This is a genomic window from Rhizorhabdus phycosphaerae (assembly GCF_011044255.1).
In the GTDB taxonomy this organism is placed as follows: domain Bacteria; phylum Pseudomonadota; class Alphaproteobacteria; order Sphingomonadales; family Sphingomonadaceae; genus Rhizorhabdus; species Rhizorhabdus phycosphaerae.
In genome coordinates, this window is the sequence record NZ_CP049107.1 from 3,785,206 (window position 1) to 3,806,518 (window position 21,313).

At 66.3% G+C, this 21,313-nt stretch carries 16 protein-coding genes; 4 read left to right on the forward strand and 12 right to left on the reverse strand.

All coding sequences use genetic code 11. The features are described from left to right. Positions 1–8: 8 nt before the first annotated feature. Complete coding sequence (locus G6P88_RS17570; protein WP_165324345.1) at positions 9–782, reverse strand: NAD kinase; 774 nt, start codon at positions 780–782, stop codon at positions 9–11. Then, entirely contained in the window at positions 779–1,804 is a 1,026-nt protein-coding gene (gene moaA, locus G6P88_RS17575) for a GTP 3',8-cyclase MoaA (protein WP_165324346.1), read from the reverse strand. The genes G6P88_RS17570 and moaA overlap by 4 nt, the downstream gene beginning before the upstream one ends. A 121-nt stretch (positions 1,805–1,925) precedes the next feature. On the opposite strand from moaA, the gene G6P88_RS17580 reads away from it, so the two are divergent. Continuing rightward, positions 1,926–4,013, forward strand: coding sequence for a putative bifunctional diguanylate cyclase/phosphodiesterase (locus G6P88_RS17580; protein WP_226946624.1), 2,088 nt, complete (start codon positions 1,926–1,928; stop codon positions 4,011–4,013). 6 nt (positions 4,014–4,019) lie between these two features. Here G6P88_RS17580 and mfd read toward each other — a convergent pair whose 3' ends face one another. Together mfd and G6P88_RS17590 are read right to left on the reverse strand one after the other, a co-directional pair. Then, complete coding sequence (gene mfd, locus G6P88_RS17585; protein WP_165324347.1) at positions 4,020–7,508, reverse strand: transcription-repair coupling factor; 3,489 nt, start codon at positions 7,506–7,508, stop codon at positions 4,020–4,022. An 83-nt stretch (positions 7,509–7,591) separates the two neighbouring features. Beyond that, positions 7,592–7,858: an FAD assembly factor SdhE gene (locus G6P88_RS17590; protein ID WP_165325272.1), complete on the reverse strand. Its 267-nt coding sequence runs from the start codon at positions 7,856–7,858 to the stop codon at positions 7,592–7,594. 146 nt (positions 7,859–8,004) lie between these two features. On the opposite strand from G6P88_RS17590, the gene recG reads away from it, so the two are divergent. Beyond that, a complete protein-coding gene (recG, locus tag G6P88_RS17595; protein ID WP_165324348.1) occupies positions 8,005–10,065 on the forward strand; it encodes an ATP-dependent DNA helicase RecG in 2,061 nt (686 codons plus the stop codon). A gap of 51 nt (positions 10,066–10,116) precedes the next feature. On the opposite strand, the gene G6P88_RS17600 is transcribed toward recG, so the two are convergent. From G6P88_RS17600 to tyrS, 3 genes are all read right to left on the reverse strand, one after another. Beyond that, the gene (locus tag G6P88_RS17600; protein ID WP_165324349.1) at positions 10,117–10,488 is read right to left on the reverse strand and encodes a PilZ domain-containing protein; all 372 of its coding nucleotides are present in this window, start codon (positions 10,486–10,488) and stop codon (positions 10,117–10,119) included. Between the two features lie 147 nt (positions 10,489–10,635). After that, positions 10,636–11,913 (reverse strand): hypothetical protein, encoded by a 1,278-nt coding sequence (locus G6P88_RS17605; protein ID WP_165324350.1) that lies wholly within the window; start codon positions 11,911–11,913, stop codon positions 10,636–10,638. A 57-nt stretch (positions 11,914–11,970) separates the two neighbouring features. Further along, positions 11,971–13,197: a tyrosine--tRNA ligase gene (gene tyrS / locus G6P88_RS17610; RefSeq protein ID WP_165325273.1), complete on the reverse strand. Its 1,227-nt coding sequence runs from the start codon at positions 13,195–13,197 to the stop codon at positions 11,971–11,973. A 110-nt stretch (positions 13,198–13,307) separates the two neighbouring features. On the opposite strand from tyrS, the gene G6P88_RS17615 reads away from it, so the two are divergent. Beyond that, a complete protein-coding gene (locus G6P88_RS17615; protein ID WP_165325274.1) occupies positions 13,308–14,396 on the forward strand; it encodes an anhydro-N-acetylmuramic acid kinase in 1,089 nt (362 codons plus the stop codon). Positions 14,397–14,411: 15 nt separating this feature from the next. Here the strand turns inward: G6P88_RS17615 and G6P88_RS17620 are convergent, their stop codons facing one another. Then, complete coding sequence (locus G6P88_RS17620) at positions 14,412–16,184, reverse strand: SLC13 family permease (protein ID WP_165324351.1); 1,773 nt, start codon at positions 16,182–16,184, stop codon at positions 14,412–14,414. Between the two features lie 204 nt (positions 16,185–16,388). On the opposite strand from G6P88_RS17620, the gene G6P88_RS17625 reads away from it, so the two are divergent. After that, on the forward strand, positions 16,389–17,654 hold the full coding sequence (locus G6P88_RS17625; protein ID WP_165324352.1) for a mechanosensitive ion channel family protein: 1,266 nt from the start codon (positions 16,389–16,391) through the stop codon (positions 17,652–17,654). Between the two features lie 15 nt (positions 17,655–17,669). On the opposite strand, the gene G6P88_RS17630 is transcribed toward G6P88_RS17625, so the two are convergent. From G6P88_RS17630 to G6P88_RS20360, 4 genes are all read right to left on the reverse strand, one after another. Further along, positions 17,670–18,845: a vWA domain-containing protein gene (locus tag G6P88_RS17630; protein WP_165324353.1), complete on the reverse strand. Its 1,176-nt coding sequence runs from the start codon at positions 18,843–18,845 to the stop codon at positions 17,670–17,672. Further along, positions 18,845–20,128 carry an MFS transporter gene (locus G6P88_RS17635; RefSeq protein WP_165324354.1) on the reverse strand — a complete coding sequence of 428 codons (1,284 nt, stop codon included), beginning with the start codon at positions 20,126–20,128 and terminating at the stop codon, positions 18,845–18,847. The genes G6P88_RS17630 and G6P88_RS17635 overlap by 1 nt, the downstream gene beginning before the upstream one ends. A gap of 96 nt (positions 20,129–20,224) precedes the next feature. Then, entirely contained in the window at positions 20,225–20,692 is a 468-nt protein-coding gene (locus G6P88_RS17640) for a glycine zipper 2TM domain-containing protein (RefSeq protein WP_165324355.1), read from the reverse strand. A 113-nt stretch (positions 20,693–20,805) separates the two neighbouring features. Then, on the reverse strand, positions 20,806–21,207 hold the full coding sequence (locus tag G6P88_RS20360; protein ID WP_226946625.1) for a glycine zipper 2TM domain-containing protein: 402 nt from the start codon (positions 21,205–21,207) through the stop codon (positions 20,806–20,808). Positions 21,208–21,313 lie beyond the last annotated feature (106 nt).

The following is a 21,313-nucleotide window of genomic DNA, read 5'->3' on the forward strand; positions in this document are numbered from 1 at the left end:
AGGGATTTTCAGACCGCGAACTGTTCCATGGTTATGCGGTCGTCGAGCGCATGTTCGGGGTCGAACAACAGCGTCAGCGGGCTCGTCTTGTCGATGCCGACCCGGACGAGCGACACGTCGCGCACTTCGCGCTGGTCGGCGACGGCGCTCACCGGGCGTTTCACGGCATCGAGGACCCGGAAGGAGATCGAGTTCTTGTCCGGCAGGATCGCCCCGCGCCAGCGCCGCGGGCGGAAGGGGCTGATCGGGGTCAGCGCGAGCAGCGACGATTCCAGCGGAAGGATCGGGCCCTGCGCCGACAGATTATAGGCGGTGGAGCCTGCGGGCGTGGACACGAGCACGCCATCGCATACCAGCTCGGGCAGGACCACGCGGCCCTCGACCTGCACCTCGATCTTCGCCGTCTCGCGGGTTTCGCGCAGCAGCGACACCTCGTTGATCGCGGGGATCGACAGGCGCTGCCCCTCGACCGTCTCGACATCCATGCGCAGTGGCAGCACCGTCATCGCCTTGGCCTGCATCAGCCGCAGCTCCAGCAATTCGGGCTTCCAGTCGTTCATCAGGAAACCGACGGTGCCCAGGTTCATGCCGAACACCGGCAGGATGCGATGGCGGTCGAGCATCGCGTGGAGCGTGCGCAGCATATAGCCGTCGCCGCCCAAAGCGACGATCAGGTCGGCACGCTCGACCGGATGCCATTCGTACATCCGGCGCAATTGTGTCGCTGCCTCCTGCGCGGCAGGAGTCGGCGAGGCCACAAGGGCCATCTTCTTTTCGGTCATCCCCCGGTAACGCTCATATGTCTGTCGACGGCGGGTGTCGCCCCCCGCTGGTCTATAGCGAAATTGTGACGCTGCGGCTTGCGGTGCATGGCAAGGTCGAGCAGCCGGTCGAGCTCCTGCGCATCCCCCGCGCGCAAGGCGCCGCGCAGGTCGAGCCGGCTGTCATGCCCCAGGCACATGTAGATCTGACCGGTCGCGGTCACTCTGACACGATTGCAGCCGTCGCAAAAATTGTTGGTGAGCGGGGTGATCAGCCCCAGTCGGGCGTCAAGTTCCTCGACGCGGAAATAGCGCGCCGGCCCGCCGGTGCGATAGTCGAGCGGGCTGAGCGTGTAGCGGTTCTCCAGCGCGACGCGGACGCCATCGAGCGGCAGGTAGCGATCGGTGCGATCCTCGTCGATTTCTCCCAGCGGCATCGTCTCGATCAGGGTCAGGTCATGGCCGCCGGCGGCGCACCAGCGCAGCATCGGCTCGATATCCTGCTCGTTGAAATCCTTGAGCGCGACCATGTTGATCTTGATCGCTATACCCTCGTCGCGCGCCGCCTCGATCCCGTCGAGCACGTCATCCAGCGCGCCGCCGCGCGTGATGAAGGCAAAGCGTTCGGGGTCGAGCGTGTCGATGCTGACGTTGATCCGGCGAACCCCGGCGTCGGCGAGAGCAGCGGCATGGCGGCGAAGCTGGCTGCCATTTGTGGTGATCGTCAGCTCTTCCAGGCCGTCGCCGATCCGGCGCCCGATCATCCGAACCAGATCGACCACGTCGCGGCGGACGAGCGGCTCGCCCCCCGTCAGGCGGATCTTGCGGATGCCGCGCGCAATGAAGGCGTCGGCGAGTGCGGCCAGTTCCTCCAGCGTCAGTATCTCCCGCTTCGGCAGGAACTGCATCTTCTCCGACATGCAGTAGCGGCAGCGGAAATCGCAGCGGTCGGTGACCGACAGGCGCAGATAGGAGATGCGTCGGCCGAATGCGTCCAGCAGCGTGCCTTCTGCCCCGGAGCCCTGTTTTTCGGTCGGCGTCATGCACCCATGGTAACAGCCTAGACCTTGGTAGCAAAGGAAGCCTTCAATTAATGCGCTACCGAGTTGTTTTTCCCATGCTTTGCGATTGGCCTAGGCTGTTCGATACGATAACAGTCTATCAATGAACAGGAGTGTAGGCGGAGCAGCAGCGGCCGAACGCAGCGCCGCGCAGGCGCGGCTGCCGCTATTCCTGTTGTCGTTTCGAAACCGTGATGAGTTGGCGGCGCTGGCTGAAAGCGCCGGTCGCTCGGTCATTGCCGCACGGCGTGCCGACTCGGCGGAGCGTCGCTTCATCGCCTCGGGTGCCTCGGTCGCGCTCGTCGACGCGCGCGGCGCCGTCGACGAGGGTTTCGCGCTGTGCCGTGCACTGGCGGGCGGAACGAGTTCGACCGGCGCGGCATTGCTGGTCATCGTCGATGAGCCTGGCCAGCTCGACGCGATGCTCGATGCCGGGGCGACCCATTATCTCGTCGGGAAGGTCGATGGCGATACGCTGCGCACCGCGCTCGATTTCGCCGACCGCTTCGTGGAGCGGCTTGCCGGCGGCGGCCGAGCCGCCTCGGCCCGCGCTTCGTTGCGACTGTCCGAATCGGAGGCCTGGATCTGGAAGCCGGGTGACAGATTCCTCACGCTGAGCAGCGCGCTTGCCAACCGCATCGGCGCGGGCAGCGAGACGGTGCCGATGGCGATGCTGTTTCGCATCATGGACCGCTCCAGCCGGCGCATGGCGCGGCAGGCGATCGACCGGCTTCTGGCGACCCGCCAGTCGACCGCGTTCGCGCATGACAGCCGGTTGCATGGGGACAGGCTTGCCCACCATATCTCGTTCGACGAGGCGCGCGGCGCCGTCGTCGCATGGGTCGAGGTGACCAAGCCCGATGTCGAGCCTATGCGCGACGAGGTCGATCCGCTGACCGGCCTTCCGGCAGTGGAGCGCGTCCGCGACTGGGTCGAGGAGCGGCTGGCGGACGAAGACGCGACGGGGCCCCGCTGCGCGCTGCTGATGCTGGGCATCATGCGCTTCGGCCTGGTCAACGCCGCCTTCGGACGCCCCACCGGTGACGCCGTGCTGCAGGGCGTCGCGCGCCGTATCGAGCGGGTGATCGACCGGATCGGCATCAGCAACGCGATGATCGCGCGGACCGCCGGGTCCGAGTTCACCATAGCGCTTGGTCCGCCGGTCAGCGCCGACAGCGCCGAACTGATCGCAAACCGTCTTGTCGAAAGCGTCGCCTGGCCGTTCGTCTCGGGCGATTCGCTGATCCCGTTGTCGTGCCGGGTCGGCATCGCCTCGACCGATGGGGAAGGGCGCCGCGACGTCGGGACGCTGTTCCAGCGCGCCTCGGCCGCACTCGCCGCCGCGAAACATGGCGATACCGGCATGGTCCGCGCGCTCGATGCCGATGCCGAGGCGGAGACGCACCGGCGCAACCAGCTGGAAATCGATCTCCGCCGGGCACTCGACCAGAATCAGATCGACATCCTGTTCCAGCCTCAGGTCGATATCGGCTCGGGCCTGATCGTCGGCGCGGAGGCGCTTGCGCGTTGGAAGCATCCGCTGCTGGGCGAGCTTGGCGCCGTGCCGCTGTTCGCGACCGCGGCGCGCTCGGATTTCGTCGTCCAGTTGTCGACCTATGTCCAGCAGAGGGCGCTGTCCGTCGCTGCGGCCTGGCCGGCGCATATGCGCGACCTGCGCGTGTCGGTAAATGTTACCGCTGCGGACATCGCGCGCACGAATTTCGTCGAGGATTTCCTCGCCCGTGTCGACGAGGCTGGCTTTCCGCGCGACCGGCTGACTGTCGAGGTGACCGAGAGCGGCCTGATCTCCGACCTTGGCGGTGCCGCCGAACTGCTCGCCCGGCTGCGCAGGGCCGGGCTGCGCGTCGCGATCGACGATTTCGGCACCGGCTATTCCAGCCTCGCCTATCTGAAGGCGCTACCGCTCGACTATCTCAAGATCGACAAGACGCTGGCCGCCGACATCACCGGGTCGACCCGCGATCGCATCGTCGTGCGCGGCGTGATCGACATGGCGCGGTCGCTCGGCCTTCAGGTGATCACCGAGGGGGTCGAGACGACCGCGCAGCTGGCGCTGCTCGCCCGCGAGGGCTGCAACCTCTATCAGGGCTATCTCTGCTCTCCGCCGGTCGATAGCCGCTCGCTCGAGGCGCTGATCGTCGAGCGTCGCGATCCTGTTACTGCCGCCTGATCTCGATCAGGCGAGGATCTTCGCCAGACCCCGTGAAAGCTGCAACGCGCCGTTGAGCCGCATCGACGGCTCGGGCCAGTTGCGGGTGATCACCAGGCGGTGGTCGGGCCGCAGCCGCGCACTGTCCTTCAGCCGCTCGACATAGGCCAGCAGGCCGGCGAGATCCGGGAACTGGTCCTCATGGAAGGCGACCAGCGCCCCGCGTGGCCCGGTGTCCATCTTCGCCACGCAGGCCTTCCGGCAGTTCAGCTTGATCTCCATGACCGTCAGCAGATTTTCGGTGGGGGCGGGCAGCTTGCCGAAGCGATCGATCAGCTCGGCGGCGAAGGACTCGATCTCCGCCTTGTTCTCCAGCTCGTTGATCCGTCGATAGAGGCCCATCCGCAGATCCAGATCCGGGACATAATCGTCGGGTATCAGGATCGCCGCGTCGACGTTGATCTGCGGCGAGAAGTCGGTCGGCCGTGCCTTGGCGTGGCCGCCGGCCTTCGCCTCCAGGATCGCCTCCTCCAGCATCGACTGATAGAGTTCGAAGCCGACTTCCTTGATGTGGCCCGATTGTTCGTCGCCCAGCAGATTGCCCGCGCCGCGAATGTCGAGATCGTGGCTAGCGATCTGGAATCCCGCCCCCAGCGTGTCGAGATTCTGCAGGATGTGCAGACGCTTCTCGGCCGTTTCGGTCAGGCGGCCGTCGCCAGTCGTCAGATAGGCATATGCACGCGTCTTCGAACGGCCGACGCGGCCGCGCAGCTGATAGAGCTGCGCCAGGCCGAACCTGTCGGCACGATTGACGATCAGCGTGTTCGCGCTGGGAATGTCGAGGCCGCTTTCGACGATCGTGGTCGATATGAGGACGTCGAACTTCTTGTCGTAGAAGGCGGACATGCGCTCCTCGACTTCGCTCGGCGCCATCTGCCCATGGGCGACGACATAGCTGATCTCAGGCACCTGTTTGCGCAGATACTCCTCGATATCGGGCAGGTCCTTCACGCGCGGCGTCACGAGGAAGCTCTGCCCGCCGCGATAATGTTCGCGCAGCAGCGCCTCGCGGACGACGACCTCGTCCCAGGGCGCGACATAGGTCCGCACGGCGAGGCGGTCGACCGGCGGCGTCTGGATCACGCTCAGCTCGCGCAGGCCCGACATCGCCATCTGCAAGGTGCGCGGGATCGGCGTCGCCGTGAGCGTCAGCATGTGGACGTCGGTCTTGAGCGCCTTGAGCCGTTCCTTGTGGGTGACGCCGAAGCGCTGCTCTTCATCGACGATGACGAGGCCCAGCCGCTTGAACTCGATCCCTTTGGACAACAGGGCATGGGTGCCGACGACGATGTCGATCGATCCGCTGGCAAGGCCCTCCTTGGTCCGCTTCGCCTCGCCCGAGGTGACCAGGCGCGAAAGATGCCCGATGTTGACGGGCAGGCCGTGGAAGCGATCGACGAAATTGCGATAATGCTGGCGGGCGAGCAGCGTGGTCGGGCAGATCAGCGCGACCTGCAACCCGCCGAGTGCCGCGACGAAGGCGGCGCGCAGCGCCACCTCGGTCTTGCCGAAGCCGACATCGCCGCAGACGAGACGGTCCATCGGCTTGCCCGCCGCGAGATCCTCGATCACGTCGGCGATGGCGCGTTCCTGGTCCTCGGTCTCCTGATAGGGGAAGCGGTCGACGAATTCGTTATAGCCGCTTTCCGGCTCGACCGTCTCGCCCGGGCGCAGGGCGCGTTCGGCGGCGGTCTTGATGAGCTCGCCCGCGATCTCGCGGATGCGCTCCTTCATGCGGGCCTTGCGCGCCTGCCAGGCCGCGCCGCCCAGCTTGTCGAGCGTCACGCCCTCGCTCTCCGCGCCGTAGCGGCTGAGCACGTCGATATTCTCGACCGGCACGTAGAGCTTGTCTCCGCCCGAATAGCTCAGCGCAACGCAGGCATGTGGCGCCTTGGCGACGGGGATCGACGTCAGCCCTTCGTAGCGGCCGATGCCATGGTCGCTGTGGACCACCAGATCGCCCGGGCTGAGCGTCGCCAGTTCGGCAAGGAAGGCGTCGGCCGACTTCTTGCGTTTCTGCCGGCGGACGAGGCGGTCGCCGAGCATGTCCTGCTCGGTGAGCAGGGCGACGTCGCCGCTGGTAAAGCCATGATCGAGAGGAAGGACGGCGAGTGCGACCCTGCGGCGTCGAGCGCCGAGCGACTTGCCGCCGGATACCGCACCGAGCGCGGCCTGCCAGTCGTCGACGGCTTCCGCCGTGTCGAGACCATGCTCCTTCAGCAGCCCGGCGAGACGCTCGCGCGAGCCGTTCGAATAGCTGGCGAGGATGACACGCTTGCCCGCCTTGGCGAGCGCTTCGACATGCTCGACGACGGCGTCGTAGATGTTGACGCCCTGTGTCCGCTCCGGCGCGAAGTCGCGCGCGGATTCGACCTCCAGGTCGATGACGCGGGAGGATTCGGGTTCGGCGAAGGGTGTGACGAGATGGATGGGCCGGTCGGCGACCAGCGTCGCCCACTCCTCCGCGCCCAGATAAAGTTCATCGGGTTCGAGCGGCCTGTAGCTGCCTGGGTCCGCGCTGCGGGCCCGCACGCGGTTCGCATGATAGTCGGCGATAGCCTCGAAGCGGGCTTCGGCGGCCTTGTTGGTGCCCGCCTCGCGCAGGACGAGATCTTCGGCCGACAGATGGTCGGCGAGCGTCGCCAGCCGCTCCTCGAACAAAGGAAGCCAATGGTCCATGCCCGCCAGCCGCCGTCCGTCGGAAACGGCCTGGTAGAGCGGATCGCCGGTGGCGTTGGCGCCGAACCGCTCCCGGTAGCGGCCACGGAAGCGCTTGATCGTCTCTTCGTCCAGCAGGGCCTCGGCGGCGGGCAGCAGCGTGAAGCCGTCGATCGCGCCGATGGTGCGCTGGTCGGCGGTGTCGAACTGGCGGACGCTCTCGATCTCGTCGCCGAAGAAGTCGAGGCGGAGCGGATGCTGCTCGCCCGACGGAAAGAGGTCGACGATGCCGCCGCGTACGGCGAACTCGCCGGGGTCGGTCACCGTGTCGGTGCGGACATAGCCGTTCGTCTGCAGCAAGGTGGTGAGGCGGTCGAGATCGATCCGCTCGCCGGGCGCGAGCCTCGCGACGAGCTGGCGAATGCGGAACGGCGTCAGGACCCGCTGCGTCGCCGCCTGCACGGTCGTGACGACAAGCGAAGGAGCTTTCGGCTTCGACTGAAGGGCGTGCAGCGTGGCGAGGCGCTCGGCCGTGCCGCGCAGCGTCGGGCTTGCCCGGTCATAAGGCAGGCAGTCCCAGCCCGGAAAGGTCAGCACCGAAAGCTCCGGCGCGAAATATCGGGCGGCATCGGCCAGCGACTGCATCGCCTGGTCGTCGGATGTCACGAACACCGCGCGTCCGTTTCGCCCTGCGACCGCACGCGCCAGGTCCGCGACCAGCCAGGGCTGGAAACCCGCCGGAGCGCGCGAGAGGGTCAGCGGCTCGGTGGCCTTCACGATGCGGAGAAAATCGGTCATGCGGCTTTCATCGAGGAAATGGCGTGCGGACGGTGCGGCGAACGGGGCCGCCTCGGCGCATCAAGGGACATGGCACATCGCGGTCAGTGCGGCACTTCGACATAGTCGACGCGCTGCATCCGCTCCATCAGCGGGCCTTGCCATTGGTCGGGCACGTCGATCGTGCGCATGATCCAGCCAAGGATGTCGGCATCCTCCTGCCCGAGCAGCCCTTCGAACCAGTCGAGCTCGGCGCCCGACCATTCGGCGTGGAAGCGATCGAAGAAGCAACCGATCATATAGTCGGCCTCGCGCGTGCCGCGGTGCCAGGCACGGAAACGGAGGCGCTTCAGACGGTCTTCCTGGTTCATGTTCATCCCGTGGCGATGGTCTGTTGGCGGCATGGCGGCGGCGGGCGGTTGGCAAGCCCGTCGGCGAAAGGATAGGAGGGACATAAGCATTTTCCGCCGGGGTGCAATCGACCCGCGCGGCGGAAAATGCGAGAGCGACAGAATCGATGCGACCCGAAATCCTCAACCCTCTCTTCGCAGAAGTCGAAACGCTCAAGGGCGTCGGCCCGGCGCTTGCCAAGCCGCTGCGCAAGCTGGCGCTGGACCGCGCCATCGACCTGCTGTTCCATCTGCCGACGGGCGCGATCGAACGGAAGCGGGTCGACGAGCTCGACGCGCAGGATGCGGGCAGGGTGATCACGGTCGAGGTCGTTCCGACGAGCTACAGGGCTTCGGCGGGGCGCGGGCCCTTTCGTGTAGGCGTCACCGATCCGGTGGGGAACGTGCTCAACCTCGTCTATTTCGGGGGCAATCCCGGCTGGGCGAAGAAGTTGCTGCCGATCGGCGAGAAGCGGACGGTCTCGGGCAAGCTCGAATTGTACGGGCAGGACATGCAGATGATCCATCCCGACCATGTCCTGCCGCCCGAAGAGGCTGTCGACCTGCCCCTAAGGGAGCCGGTCTATCCGCTGTCCGAAGGGCTGACATCGCGGCGACTGGGCCAACTGGTCGATCAGGCGCTGGCGCGCGCGCCGTCGCTGTCCGAATGGATCGAGCCGGGCTTGCTTGCGGCGCGCGGCTGGCCTGCGTGGCGCGAGGCGCTGCTGCGCGTCCATGCCGATCCGCAGGACGAGATGGCACGACAGCGGCTCGCCTATGACGAACTGTTCGCGAACCAGCTGGCGCTGATGCTCGTGCGCGCCTCGTCGCGGCGGCGGCGGGGCATGCCGTTGCGCGGCGACGGGCGCCTGCGCGACATGCTCAAGCTGCCTTACACGCCTACCGGCGCGCAGAGCCGATCCATCGCGGAGATCGAGGGCGATCTGGTCCAGGCGACGCCGATGACGCGCCTGCTCCAGGGCGACGTCGGGGCGGGCAAGACGCTGGTTGCCACGATGGCGCTGCTGGTCGCGGTCGAGGCCGGGGCGCAGGGCGCGATGCTCGCCCCGACCGAAATCCTTGCACGGCAGCATTATGAGACGCTGCGCCGGACGCTGGCCGGCCTGCCGGTCAATGTCGCGATCCTGACCGGGCGCGAGAAGGGCAAGGCACGCGAAGCGACGCTTATGGGTCTGGCCGATGGCTCGATCGACATACTCGTCGGCACGCATGCGATCTTTCAGGAGAAGGTCGGCTATCGCAATCTCGGACTCGCCGTGGTCGACGAGCAGCACCGCTTCGGCGTCGCGCAGCGGATGATGCTGCAGTCCAAGGCCGAGCGGCCACCGCACCTGCTGGTGATGACCGCAACCCCGATCCCGCGCACGCTGACGCTCAGCCATTATGGCGAGATGGACGTCAGCAGGCTCGACGAGATGCCGCCGGGCCGCCAGCCGATCGAGACGCGGGTCATCTCGGGCGAGCGGCTCGACGAGATCGTCCAGGCGCTGGGCCGGCACATGGCCAAGGGCGGGCAGGCCTATTGGGTCTGTCCGTTGGTCGAGGAGAGCGAGCAGTCCGATCTTGCCGCCGCCGAGAGCCGTGCCGAAAGCCTGCGCCAGCTGTTCGGCGATCGGGTCGGCGTGGTCCATGGCCGCATGAAGGGGCCAGAAAAGGACGCCGTGATGGCCGACTTTTCGGCTGGGCGGCTGGGGGTACTCGTCGCCACTACGGTTATCGAGGTCGGCGTCGACGTGCCCAATGCGACGCTGATGATCATCGAAGGCGCGGACCGCTTCGGCCTTGCCCAGCTGCACCAGTTGCGCGGGCGGGTCGGACGCGGCGACCAGCATTCAATTTGTCTGCTGCTTCGCGGCAATGCCCTGTCGGAAACCGCGCGCGCCCGCCTGGCGCTGATGCGCGAGACCAATGACGGTTTCCGCATCGCCGAGGAAGATCTGCGGCTGCGCGGAGCGGGTGAGATATTGGGTACGCGCCAGTCCGGTGAGGCTGCGTTCCGCCTCGCGGGCCCCGAGCGGACGGCGGCGCTGATCGAGACGGCGACGCAGGATGCGCGCCTGCTGGTCGATCGCGACGGTGGGCTCGACGGGGAGCGGGGGCAGGCGGCGCGAACGGCGCTTTATCTTTTCGAACGGGATGCGGCCGTCGGGCTTCTGCGGGCCGGTTGAGCAGGGCAGGCAAGGGGCGGCACGCTGGAGGACGCACCGCCCCGGCCGGGATCAGCCCATCGGCCAGCGCTGCCGCTTCGCCCGCGCGGCATTGAGCATGGCCATATAGGCATATTCGTCGATCGGACGGATGAACTCCGCGCCGACGCGTCCTCCCAGCGACCAGACCACCCGTGCCGACACCTGACCCAGTCGTGGCAGTGCCAGCCGCACGATCGAGTCCTTGGGGGTCTGTCCATATTCGCGAACCATGAAGCCGAGCATCGAGATGTTGACGAGCAGCACGTCGCTTGCGCGGTTGTCCTGGGTGAACATGCGCGTCGGCAAGGCGACCTCGTCGCGGGGCGCGCGACGCTGCTCGGCATATTTGGCGTCGTCATCTTCGCCGACGCCGGTCGGAAGCTTCTGCGCGATGTGGTTCATGCTCTCATGCCCTTTTCTGGTGTCATGAGGATCGGCCCGCGCCTTTGCCAGGACCTTAAATTTTACGGTTAGTCCTTGGTTAAGCGCGAATAGGACCGGGCGTTTCTAGGCCGAAAGTCTTAAAGACGTGCTTGCCGCAGCGTCAGGTCACCGTCGGAGTTCGGTCGGCAGGAAGGGCTGGGAGATGATCTGCTCCATCCGCTTCCAGCGCGCGGCTGCGTCGGCACCGCTGCGGTCGAGATCCCTGGTCACCATGTCCTGGCCGAGTCCGTAGTTGATGACGTAGCTGCGATATTGTTCGGTGAAACGCAGCGACTGCTCCGCGCGCTCGCGGCTCACCAGCTGATAGGCCTGGATCAGGTCCAGCGCCTTGTTGCGGTCGATCTTGCCGTCGAGATAGTCGGCCGCGATCGTCATGCGTGCGCCGGCGAGCTGATGCAGCAATGTCAGCAGCTGGTCGTAATCCTTGGCTGTGGCAGGATCGAGACCGGCAATCGGATAGAGCGTCTTCGCCTCGAACGCCGCGCGCTCTGCCCCCGGAAAGGCGAGCTCGATACCGGCATTGGCCGAGCCTTCCGCAATGAAGCTCTGTGGGCTGAACAGCGGATAGACCGTGAACTCCACCCAACCTCTGGCGCGCGCCAGATTGCGTTCGAGCAGCATATTGAGGAGGTGGTGCCCCGGATAGCCCTCGTGGCAGCCGAGATCGACGGCGCGGTCGATGCGGACGGGCAGGTCGGTGTTGACCTGGATCAGGCTGTGCGCGTCGCCCTTGTACCAGTTATAACCCGACCAGCTCTTGCCCTTGACGAGTTCCAGCTCGAACCGTTCCTGCTGCGGCATTGCGATATGCGCCGCACTGCGCGCGCGGCATTCGGCAATCGACGCGCGCATGACGGGCTCCAGCCGGTCTGCGGGGATGACGAAGCGGTTCTGCCAGGCATCGACGCGCTGCCACAGCGGACCTTCGCCGGGCACCAACGCGGCGACCTTCGCCACGATCGGGTCGTAGGCGGCCAGAGGATTGAGGGTGGGGCGGATGCCGAACAGGCCCTGCGCCTCGTCCACGAAGGCAAACTTCACCCCCGCCATCATTGCAAGCCGGGTTTCGGCGGCCTTGAGCTGTGCCAACAGGAACTGGCGACGCTGACGGTCCTCCGCCGACAGGCGACCGGGAGCGACTGCGGTCAACTCCCGGGAAAGACGTGCGGCCTCCGTGCGCAGGTCGGCGACCGCGCGCGGCTTGGCCTTGGCCTCCGCCGCCCAGTCGTCCGGTCCATAATAGGCGTCGACATAGCCGGGCTCGCGCTCGCCCGCCTCAAGCGACAGATGGACATAGGCTTCGGCGATGCCGTCGAGCGGGGAGGGTGCGCGCTTCGCACCGACAGCGAGCAGCATGGCAGCCGCGAGCAGCAGGAACCGCATATTACACTCTCCTCTCGTCGGCCGGCTTTCCGGCCTTCACGTTTGTCGGCGGATCGGTCAGCGCGTCAGGACGCCATGGGCCTTCTTGCCGGCGGACAGTTTCACGCCCGCTTCACCGATGGTGACCATAGCGGCCTCGTCCGACACCTTCTCGCCGTCGACCCGCGCGCCGCCGCCCTTGATCAGGCGCCGCGCCTCACCCTTCGACGCGACGAGCCCCAAGCCGACGAGGGCATCGACGATCGCGATGCTGCCGTCCGGGACCGAAAGCGTCGGCAGATCGCCACCGGCCTGTCCCTCCTCAAAGGTCTTGCGCGCGGTCTCGGCAGCAGCCGCGGCGGCTTCCGCGCCACGGCACATCGTCGTCGCCTCATTGGCGAGGACGATCTTCGCCTGGTTGATCTCCTGCCCTTCGAGCGCTTCGAGCCGGGCGATCTCGTCGAGCGGCAGATCGGTGAACAGGCGAAGGAAGCGGCCGACATCCTTGTCGTGCGTGTTGCGCCAGAACTGCCAGTAATCATAAGCCGGCAGGGCGTCCTCGTTGAGCCAGACCGCGCCCGACATGGTCTTGCCCATCTTGCCGCCATCGGCGGTGGTTATGAGCGGGGTGGTCACGCCATAGACTTCCTGGCCCAGCATGCGGCGCGACAGCTCGATGCCGTTGACGATATTGCCCCACTGGTCCGATCCACCCATCTGCAGCCGGCAGCTCCGTCGGCGAGCCAGCTCCATGAAGTCGTAGGCCTGCAGGATCATGTAATTGAACTCGAGGAAGCTCAGCGACTGCTCGCGGTCGAGGCGCAGTTTCACCGAGTCGAAGCTCAGCATCCGGTTGATCGAGAAATGCTGACCCACGTCGCGCAGGAACGGGATGTACTCGAGCTTGTCGAGCCAATCGGCATTGTCGACCATCACAGCGTCGGTCGGGCCGTCGCCGAAGGTCAGGAAGCGCTCGAAGATGCGTTTGATCGATGCGACGTTCTGCGCGATCAGATCGGTCGTCAGCAGCTTGCGCGCCTCGTCCTTGAAGCTCGGATCGCCGATCTTGCCGGTGCCGCCGCCCATCAGGACGATCGGCTTGTGCCCGCTCTGCTGCATCCGCCGGAGCAGCATGATCTGGACCAGGCTGCCGACGTGGAGCGACGGCGCTGTCGGATCGAAGCCGATATAGCCGGGCACGATCCCCCCGGCGGCGAGGCTGTCGAGCCCCTGCGCGTCCGTGATCTGGTGGATATATCCCCGCTCGTCGAGCAGGCGCAGAAGGTCGGAACGATATTCGGTCATGGCGTCCGCGCCGTTAGCATGGCGACGGCCAAGCGTCATGTGCTTCCTGCGCATGAGCCTGCGGGCTTGCGCGGCCTCGGGATAGCAGCGAAAGAGTCGGGATGACGACCATGCTGGCCATAGGGCTGATGTCGGGCACCTCGCTCGACGGTATCGACGCCGCGCTGATCGAGACCGATGGCGTGGGCCATATCCGCCCTGTCGCCTTCCACGCGCTCCCTTATCCGCCGTATATCCGGGAACAACTTCGCGAGGCGGCGGCGCTCGCGATGAGTTTCGACGCGCCGCGTGCCAATGCTGCGATAGAAGCCGCAGAGGAGATGCTGACGCGCCGCCATGTCGATGTGGTGCGTCAGCTGCTCGACGTTGCGGGGGTCTCGTCCGAAGATGTCGACGTCATCGGTTTTCACGGCCAGACGATCGCGCACAGGCCCGATCGCGGCTGGACCTGGCAGATCGGCGATGGCGCAGCCATGGCGCAGTCGCTGGGCATTCGCGTGGTCAACGACCTGCGCTCCGCCGATGTTGCAGCGGGCGGGCAGGGCGCGCCGCTGCTGCCGGTCTATCATCGGGCGCTGACCAGTGGGATGGACGGGCCGGTTGCGGTCCTAAACCTCGGGGGGGTGGGCAACATCACCTGGCTCGGCGAGGGGGCCGACGATCTTATCGCGTTCGATACGGGTCCGGCCAACGGCCTGATCGACGACTGGATGCTGGCGGAGACGGGATCGCCGTTCGATGCGCATGGCGCCTTTGCGGCACGGGGCACGGTCGACCGGACCGTGCTCGACACGATGCTCGACAATGGCTGGTTCGATGCGCCGCCGCCCAAGTCGCTCGACCGGGCCGATTTCACGATCCAGCCCGCGCGCGGGCTGTCGGCCGCCGATGGCGCCGCGACGCTCACCGCCTTTACCGCAGAGACCGTCGCCCTGTCGCTGCGCCATCTGCCGCAGCGCCCGCTGCGCCTGATCGTGGCGGGTGGCGGACGCCACAATCCGACGCTGATGCAGATGATCGGCACCGCCACGGGCATCGTTCCCGAGCCGATCGACGCGCTCGGCTGGAATGGCGATGCCACCGAGGCCGAGGGTTTCGCTTACATGGCGGTACGCGCTCTGCGGGGCGAGCCGATCAGCTTTCCGGGAACGACCGGTGTCCCGCAGCCTATGACCGGCGGAGTGCTCCACCTGCCCTGACGATGCGGATGCTCGTCACAACGGCCAGGTCCACAGGATCAGCGGCGTTCCGACGAGGATCACCAGCAGCGACAGCGGCGCCCCGAGCCGCGCATAGTCGCTGAACTTATAGCCGCCCGGCCCGAGAACCAGCGTGTTGCACTGATGGCCGATCGGCGTGAGGAAGTCGCACCCTGCGCCGACCGCCGTCGCAATCAGGAATGCCTCGGGTCGATAGCCGAGATCATGGGCGAACACCGCCGCGATCGGGGCCATGACGAGCACCGTCGCAGCATTGTTGAGAAACGGCGTGACCGCCATCGCGACGACCAGGATCATCGCCACCGCACCCCAGGCGGGCAGGGCGGCCCCGACCTGCGCGAGACCTGTCGCGATGACGTCCGACGCGCCGGTCGTCCGCAGCGAATCGCTGACCGGGATGAGCGCGCCGAGCATGACCAATATGGGCCACTCGACGGCCTGATAGGCCTCCCGAGGGGGCAGGGCGCCGGTTGCCATCACCAGGCCTGCCGCCGCGAAGAAGGCAACCGCCACGGGCACCAGTCCGGTCGCAGTCGCCGCCATGGCAATGGCGAGGATGATCAGCGGCAGCCAGCTGCGGCCCTTGTTGCCGAGGCGCATCGTGCGCTCCGCCAATGGCAATATTCCCAGGTCGCGAAGACGGTCCGGGAGAAGCGAGAGGGGGCCCTGCAGGACGACGACGTCGCCGGGGTTGAGCCGCGTCTGCCCCAGTTCGCGCGTCAGCCGCTCGCCCGATCGCGACAGGGCGATCAGGTTGACGCCGTAGCGCTGCTGCAGCCGCATCCGGCCGGCCGTCTGCCCTTCGAGGACCGAGCTCGCGCCAATCACGCCTTCGATCACGCCGATCTCGTCGCCTTCGCTGCCTTCGGGTGGCTGGCGCTGTTGCCCTTCCAGTGTCAGGTCGTCGCGCGCGATGACGCGTTCGAGGGCATCCGGCTCGCCGGCGAGGATCAGCGTGTCGTCCTCATAGAGAGTGAGGCCGAGCGAAGGCACCGTCCTCACTCCCGCGCGCAGGAGGCCCGTCACGTTGATCTCGCGTTCATGGCGGGTGACGAACTCGCGCACCGTCTCGCCGATGGCAGGAGAGCCCTCGGTGATCGTCACTTCGGTCACATAGTCGGAGATGTCGAGCGCTTCCCCCAGCGTCGCGGTGGCGCGCCGCTCGCGGGGAAGCAAGCCATAGCCGAAGCGCAGGAAGATCAGTCCTACCACGAGGAGACCCAGCCCGGTCGGCAGATAGTCGAACATGCCGAAGGGCTTGCCGGTCATCTCCTCGCGCACCCGGCTAACGATGATGTTCGGCGAGGTGCCGACCAGCGTCATCAGCCCGCCCAGGAGCGATGCGAAGGCCATGGGCATCAGGAAGACCGAGGGGCTCGTGTCGTTCTTCTTCGCCATCTGGAAGGCGGCGGGCATCAGCATGGCGAGTGCGCCGACATTCTTGACCAGCGCCGATGCGACGCCGACCGTCGCGGTGAGCACGACCAGTTGCGATCGGACGCGCTTCACATAGCGCGAGACGAAGCCGAGCGCCCGTTCGATCAGCCCGGAGCGCTGCATCGCCGCCGACAGGACCAGCGCCGATCCGACGATGATGACGATGTCGTCGGAAAAGCCGCTGAACGCATCCTCGGGCTTGACGATGCCGACCGCGAGTGCGGCCAGCAGGGCGAGGATCGCGGTGACGTCGTAACGGAAGCGTCCCCAGATGAAGAGGATCATCATCGCTGCGAGCGTGCCGATCGATAGCCACTGTGGTGACGTCATGCCCGTCGCGCTCCGGACTCTGCGTTCCCGTCCCAGGCCCGCGCCGTCTGCAGCGGCGTGCCGACCTGCCCTTTATGTTCTGATCTCATGGCGGTGCAACGCGCGATGGTGACGTTGGTGGCGTGACAGGGCTGACGATCGACGGAAAATTTCGGATCCGCATCGGTCGATGCAACCAAAGGGCGGCTGTGGCGCTGGGCAAGCATGGATTTTCTGCTTTTCTCGAGCCTGGCCGACCCGTCGATCCAGCAAGCCCTGTTCGCGACGCTGATCGCGGCGGCCGCCTTCGCGGCGGGGCAGGCTGCCTCGCGCAAGTTGGGGCCAGCGCTGGTTCGCTGGTGGACGGCGCATGGCCCCGGCAAAAGCGAATTGCCGGTACGGCCGATCTGCACCGTTCTGCGGTTGTCGGTCGCGCTCCTCATCCTGATGGTTGCGACGGCAATCGGCTTCGACGAGCTGTCGGCGCAAATCATCCTCGCGGTCGCGATGGGTGTGGCCATAGGCCTCCTCGTGCATCGTTTTTCGCGCAGCGCCGGCACCGGGCGCGCCATAGCGACATTGCTCGGACTCGCGGCCTTCGTCGCCGCTATCGCGGGCGTTCTGCGTGGCTTTGCGCCTCTGCTGGAGGGGCTGAATGCGGCCGGTTTCAGTGTCGGCTCACGCCGCGTCACCCTGCTGGGCGTGCTCAACGGCCTGCTCGTGGTCGCGCTGCTGTTCATCGGCACGCGGCTGGCGATCCGCCTGATCGGGCGGTCGATCGATCAGGCGGGGGGGCTCGATCGCTATCAGCGCGTGCTGATCCAGAAGCTGGTCGCCGCCGCCTTCGTCGTCGTGGCCATTCTCATGGGAATCGACCTGCTCGGCATCGACCTGACGGCGCTGGCGGTGTTCTCGGGCGCCTTCGGTCTCGCCGTGGGCTTCGGCCTGCAGAAGACCTTCGGCAACATGCTCTCGGGCCTGATCCTGCTGATGGACCGGTCTATCAAGCCGGGCGACGTGATCGTGGTCGGGGACAGTTTCGGATGGGTCAACAAGATCGGAGTGCGTGCCGTCTCGGTGATTACCCGGGACGGCAAGGAGCATCTGATCCCGAACGAACTGCTGATGACCGAGCGGGTCGAGAACTGGTCCTTCTCCAGCCGCGATGTCCGCATCCGCATCCAGCTCACGCTGCCCTATGCAACCGATCTCGATCTCGCCGAGCAGCTGATGATCCAGGCTGCGACCGAATCTCCACGCGTGCTGGCGGTGCCCGGCCCCAATGTCTGGCTCCGCAGCTTCGGAGAACGCGGCTTCGACTACGACATTCTCGTCTGGATTCGCGACCCCGAACAGGGCGTCGGCAACGTCCAGTCGGACATCCTCCGGCGGTTGTGGCGGCTGTTGCGGGAGCATGAGATCAGCATTCCGCTGCCGCAACGGGAGGTGCATCTGCGGACGAAAGAAGCGGATGCGCGCGAAGGGACGTAATCGCGCTTCGTCGCCCTACTTCTTCCTGGCCAGGCTCCGCATGGCGTCCTCGAGGCCGCTCAGCGTCAGCGGAAACATGCGATTGTCCATCAGCTCGCGCATCATCCGGGTCGACTGGCTGTGCATCCAATAGGCCTCGGGCACCGGGTTCAGCCACACCGCCGATGAATAGACGTTCAGCATGCGCTGCATCCAGACGGCGCCCGCCTCTTCGTTGAAATGCTCGACCGAGCCGCCCGGCTGGCTGATCTCATAGGGGCTCATCGAGGCGTCGCCGACCAGCACCAGCTTATAGTCGTGCCCATATTTGTGGAGCACGTCCCAGGTCGGCGTCCGCTCCTGGAAACGGCGGCGATTGTCCTTCCACACGCCTTCGTAGATGCAGTTGTGGAAGTAGAAGAATTCGAGATGCTTGAACTCCGCGGTCGCGGCGGAGAACAGCTCCTCGCAGATCTTGATGTGCGGGTCCATCGAGCCGCCGATATCGAGGAAAAGGAGCAGCTTGACCGCATTGCGCCGCTCGGGCCGCATCTGGATGTCGAGGAAGCCGCGCCGCGCGGTGCCGTCGATCGTCCCGTCGAGGTCCAGTTCGTCCGCCGCGCCTTCGCGGGCAAAGCGGCGCAGGCGGCGCAGCGCGACCTTGATGTTGCGCGTGCCCAATTCGACGTCATTGTCGAGATTCTTGAACTCGCGCTTGTCCCACACCTTGATCGCGCGCTTGTGCAGGCTTTGCCCGCCGATGCGGATGCCTTCGGGATTATAGCCCGAATTGCCATAGGGGGAGGTGCCCCCCGTTCCGACCCATTTGTTGCCGCCGTGATGCTCGCCCTTCTGCTCCTCGAGCCGCTTCTTGAGCGTCTCCATGATCTCGTCCCACGATCCCAGGGACTCGATCTCGGCCATCTGTTCGGGCGTCAGGAATTTCTCGGCGACGGCGCGCAGCCAGTCCTCGGGGATTTCCTGGCCTTCGCCTGCGCTGTCGAGAATGCCCCGGAAGACACGGCTGAAGACGCGGTCGAAGCGATCGAGCAGTCCCTCGTCCTTCACATAGGTGGCGCGGGCGAGATAATAGAATTCCTCGGGGCTCCAGCCGATGACGTCGCGGTCCATCGCCTCGAGCAGCGTCAGATGCTCCTTCAGGCTGGCGGGGATGCCGGCGGAGCGCAGCTCGTCGAGAAAGTTCAGGAACATCAGGCGATCATAGCGCGCTTGTCATGGTGGCGCGACCACCAGAGTGCGATCAGGCTGACCGCCGCCGACAGTGCCAGATAATAGCCGACGAAGGCGAGGCCCCCGCGATCCGCCAGCCACTGCGCGACCAGCGGTACCGGTGCGGCACCGAGGATACCCGCGATGTTGAAGGTCATCGATGCGCCCGTATAGCGGACGCGCGGCGGGAACAGCGACGGCAGGAAGGCGCCGAGCGGGCCATAGACGAAGCCCATCATGAACAGCGACAGCGCCAGCCAGCCGGCGATCAGGACGAGCGCGCCGCCGGTGAACATCGGGCCGAGCAGCAGGCCCGTCGCGATCGTGCCGAAGCAGCCGGCAATCAGCACGTAGCGCGGCGTGCGGAGGTCGGACCACCAGCCCGCCAGTGCGATGCCCAGCGCCATGAACAGGATCGCGCCGATCTGGATCGACAGGAAGGTTTCCTTGGGTACGCCGAGCGTCTTGGTCGCATAGCCGAGCGCAAAGGCGGTCGCGAGATAATAGGTCGCGAAGCAGGCGACGGCGGCGAAGATGCCGGCGAGCGTCGGCCCCATATGGTCGCGGAACAGCTCCGCGATCGGCACTTTGGGCGGCTCGGACTGTTCCATCGCCTGGCGGAAGGCGGGTGTCTCGGTCAGCTTGAGCCGCACCCAGAGCCCCATCAGGACGAGGATGGCTGACCCGAGGAAAGGCAGACGCCAGCCCCAGTCCATGAACTGCTCCTGCGTGAGCAGCAGGCCCAGAACCAGAAAAAGCCCATTCGCCGCGATGAAGCCGACGGGCGCGCCGAGCTGCGGGAACATGCCGTAGCGCGCACGCATATGCGGCGGCGCATTCTCGACCGCGAGCAGCGCGGCACCGCCCCATTCGCCGCCCAGGCCGATGCCCTGCCCGAAACGCAGGATGCACAGCAACAGAGGAGCGATCCACCCGATCATCTGATAGGTCGGCAGGAAGGCGATCAGCGTGGTGGATCCGCCCATCAGCAGCAGCGAGGCCACGAGCGTAGATTTGCGGCCGATGCGGTCGCCATAATGGCCGAACAGCCAGGCGCCGAGGGGGCGAGCAAGAAAGGCGAGACCAAGGCTCGCATAGGCCGAAAGCAGCTGGGCAGAGGGGGATTCCGCCGGAAAGAATAGCGGGCCGAACACCAGCGAGGCTGCCGTGGCATAAATGTAGAAATCGTAGAACTCGACCGACGTCCCCACGAGGCTCGCGAACAATATGCGGCGCGCGGACGGCTTATAGTCGGGATCGAGCATGGACTTCCCCTCTCGCGGCCCGATTGGCGCGCGAGAGGGGCTTGGTCAAGCGCTAAGCAACCTTACGCAACAGCTACTAAAGGGTGGTTAACGGGGTCAGCGGCACTTCACATTGCCGCGTTCGACCGACCGGCCCAGCAGTGCACCCGCACCGGCGCCGATGAGCGTGCCGAGGGTCGAGGAACGACCATTGTCGAGCGCGTTGCCGAGCAGGCCGCCAGCCACGCCGCCGATGATCAGGCCTGTGGTGCCGTCCGGACGGCGGCAATAATAGCGACCGTCATTGCCTCGATAGATGCGGTCGTTGCGGGTCAGACGGCGCTCGCGATAGTCGCGGCCATCGCGATAATAGCGGGCGGCGTCATAGCGATTGCCATAGCGCGAGTCCGGGCGGTTCCAGTCGTAACGTCGGCCCTCGCGCCAGTCGCCGTTATGACGACCACGGTCGTTGCGCTCGTGGCGTCCGCGATCATCGCGGTCGTATCCGCGATGCGGCGGGTCGGCCATGGCGGCGGCGGGGGCGACCATGGCGGTCAGAGCGGCCATCAGAATGAACTTGCGCATATATCCGTCTCCATAAGGGGGAGTCGGATGGATAACGGGCCGTGCCGAGGCTAGTTGCGTGAACGCAAAACTACAGTCCGTTCATTGTCGGGACAGCCGCAGGCGCGACCGGTTCAGGGGCATTTCGCAGCGCGCTGTTCGACTTCGCGACCCAGCAGCGCGCCGCCGCCCGCGCCTACCAGAGTCCCGAGCGTACGGTGGTCGCCCCCGTCGATGACGCTGCCCAACAGGCCGCCCGCGACAGCGCCGAGGATCAGGCCGGTCGTGCCGCTGGATTTACGGCAGTCGGGAGCCGGCGCAGTGCCCGCGCTGGTGCCGGTGGCCTCGGCCATCTCGGCCTGGTCCTCCTCATTTCCGTTTGAGAGATGCGGTGAGGGTGGGTCCAGATCCTTGTCGAGCCAGTCGTCGGGCAGGCTGGTCAGCGGCTTGTCCGCAGTCGGTGCGATCTCGATCGCGCCGGCGGGCGCACCGATCAGCATCAGGACGGTCAACGACGCAATCAGGCGGGCATTCATGGCTTTCCTCCGATCGCCCTCGAAGCGGTGCGCGCATCGTCGCGCGCCGGCCGCAGGTCGTCAATCATGCAGATGCTATATGCTTCGGTCGGCAGAGAGACGCAGT